Below are 1,944 nucleotides of genomic sequence, written 5' to 3'. Positions count from 1 at the left end.
CCTCGGCCTGCTGCTTGAAGGTTTCCAGCGCGCCGGCGAGCGCGCCGATCTCGTCCTGGCGTTCGCCATAGCCGGTGGAGACGGTGAGATCGCCGCCGGCCACCTTGAGCATGGCATCGCGGATCGTCACCAAGGGCGTGATGACGCGGCGTCCGACCATGATCATGGCGCCGAGCGTCAGCGCGATCGCGCCGGTCAGCAGGCCGAGCTGCAGCAGCAGCGAATGCAGGGCGGCGGCATGCTGCCCGGCACTGTGCTCCTTGGCGGCTTCCAGCGCGGCCTCCGCGACCTTGACCGCCGCGGCCATGCGCCCGACCGTGAGCGGGCTCCACTGGTTGGCGGTCATGTCGGGCTTTTCGCCCGCTGCGAGCTGGTTCGCCAGGTCGTCGCGCAGCTTGAGATAGTCCGGATCGAAATAGGCGGTCTTGATCGCGGCGATCGCCGCGGCGAGCGCCGGCGGCAGCTGCATGCCGGCCGCCGTCACCTGCAGCGCATTCCAGGTGGCCTCGACGCCGCCGACGAAGTGCGTGTAGTAGAGATGGCGTTCGGGCGACATTTTTCCGGCGTTGAGTCCGTTCGAGACCGTCACCGAGGCCTCGCCGGCGGTATTGCGCAACAGCCAGGCGATCTGCTTGATGGCCAGCAACTGGTCGAACGTCGCATCCTCGTGCAGGACGCTGGCGGCGAGTGCCGCGGAGGTCTTGTCGAGCGTGGCCAGCAGCGCCTGCGTCGAGTCCAGATATTCCTTGCCGAGCGCGAGGCGGCGCTGTGCCTTCGGCTTGGCGACTTCGCCCCAGAACTCGCTCTGCTGGGCGATCAGCAGCCTGTTCAGCCGGTCGAGCTCGGGCAGCAGCGTCGGTTTCTGCTCGAACTCCGCGGCCGGAAGCAGCTCCAGCGCGCGCGCCAGCGCCGGCATCTGATCGTCGCGCGGCTGGCGCAGGTATTTCTCCGCGTCACTGTCCATCGGCTGCTCCGCGATGAGCGCCCGATTGGTGTAGGGCCGGTCGGTGCGCAGATTGTGCATCGCCTTGAACAGGTTGGCCGAGGCATCGGCGACCAGCGACATGCGGCTGGTGGCCTGCAGCCGCTGCCAGGAGTCCGATGCGCCGAGCGCCACCGCCGCGATCACGCAGAGCGCAGTGATCAGGATCACCGCCTTGAGCAGCGCGGATACGGTCAGACGGTTCATCATGGGAGCCCCGGGCGAGATCGTCCGCCATTTGGCCGAAAAAGAGTAAAGAGTTAGAGAGTGTTAGCGCCGTACAACTACGGACGTACCGCATCAATCCGATGATTGTCGGCGAGTTCCCGCCAACGGAACCGGGAGCCATCGCCACGCGTTGACCGTTCGACAGCGCGTCGTCACGATGCCTCGAGGGGGTCTTCCATGCTCATCAGCGTTCTCATCACATTCCTGGTCATCATCCTCATTCTCTATTTGATCAACATGTTGCCGATCGACGGCCGCGCCAAGCAGATCATCCGGCTCATTGTGATCATCCTCGGGGTGCTGTCGCTCTTGCGCTACATCGCGGTGTTTTAGACGGTCGATTCCAGGAAACCTGTCGTTTCGGGGCTCGCGGGACCCCAGCGGACGCGCGCCCAACCGCTTTTGATGGCACGGTGGGCGCGGCGCCGGTGCGCCCGGCCAAGCCCACGAATTCGATCTTCAGACAGCGGACACGGTTCATGATCTCGCGGCGCTGGTCGCCCGAGCTTTGCTTGGGAAGTCTTGCGCCTCGAGATCGAGGGCGCAGGGAATGCCGGGTGCACGCTGCACCCGCGGTCTCGTGTGCAAATAGCAGACAGAAAACAAAGCACACGAGCATACAGGTTCAGCGGAAACACTCCGACATTCCCTGCGCAATGGCTTTACGGCTTACTTCGTGCTCTCCCCGGCGATCCAGGCTTTTTTGACACCGTCGCCTTCGGAATATGCCATCC

At 64.7% G+C, this 1,944-nt stretch carries 2 protein-coding genes; one reads left to right on the top strand and one right to left on the bottom strand.

Annotation, left to right across the window (positions count from 1 at the left end; all coding sequences use genetic code 11):
- The coding region (locus WCB02_RS04280; RefSeq protein WP_423956597.1) for a HAMP domain-containing protein at window positions 1–1,189 on the bottom strand (1,189 nt) is incomplete at its 3' end.
- Window positions 1,190–1,387: 198 nt separating this feature from the next.
- Here WCB02_RS04280 and WCB02_RS04275 point away from each other — a divergent pair.
- Complete coding sequence (locus tag WCB02_RS04275) at window positions 1,388–1,543, top strand: Thivi_2564 family membrane protein (protein ID WP_423956596.1); 156 nt, start codon at window positions 1,388–1,390, stop codon at window positions 1,541–1,543.
- Window positions 1,544–1,944 lie beyond the last annotated feature (401 nt).

This window comes from Bradyrhizobium sp. (assembly GCF_049581145.1).
Lineage (GTDB): Bacteria > Pseudomonadota > Alphaproteobacteria > Rhizobiales > Xanthobacteraceae > Bradyrhizobium.
This window is presented reverse-complemented; position numbering and strand designations above follow the sequence as displayed.

Coding starts and splice junctions, on each gene's coding strand:
- WCB02_RS04275 (WP_423956596.1), top strand. CDS start 1,388: ATGCTCATCAGCGTTCTCATCACATTCCTGGTCATCATCCTCATTCTC.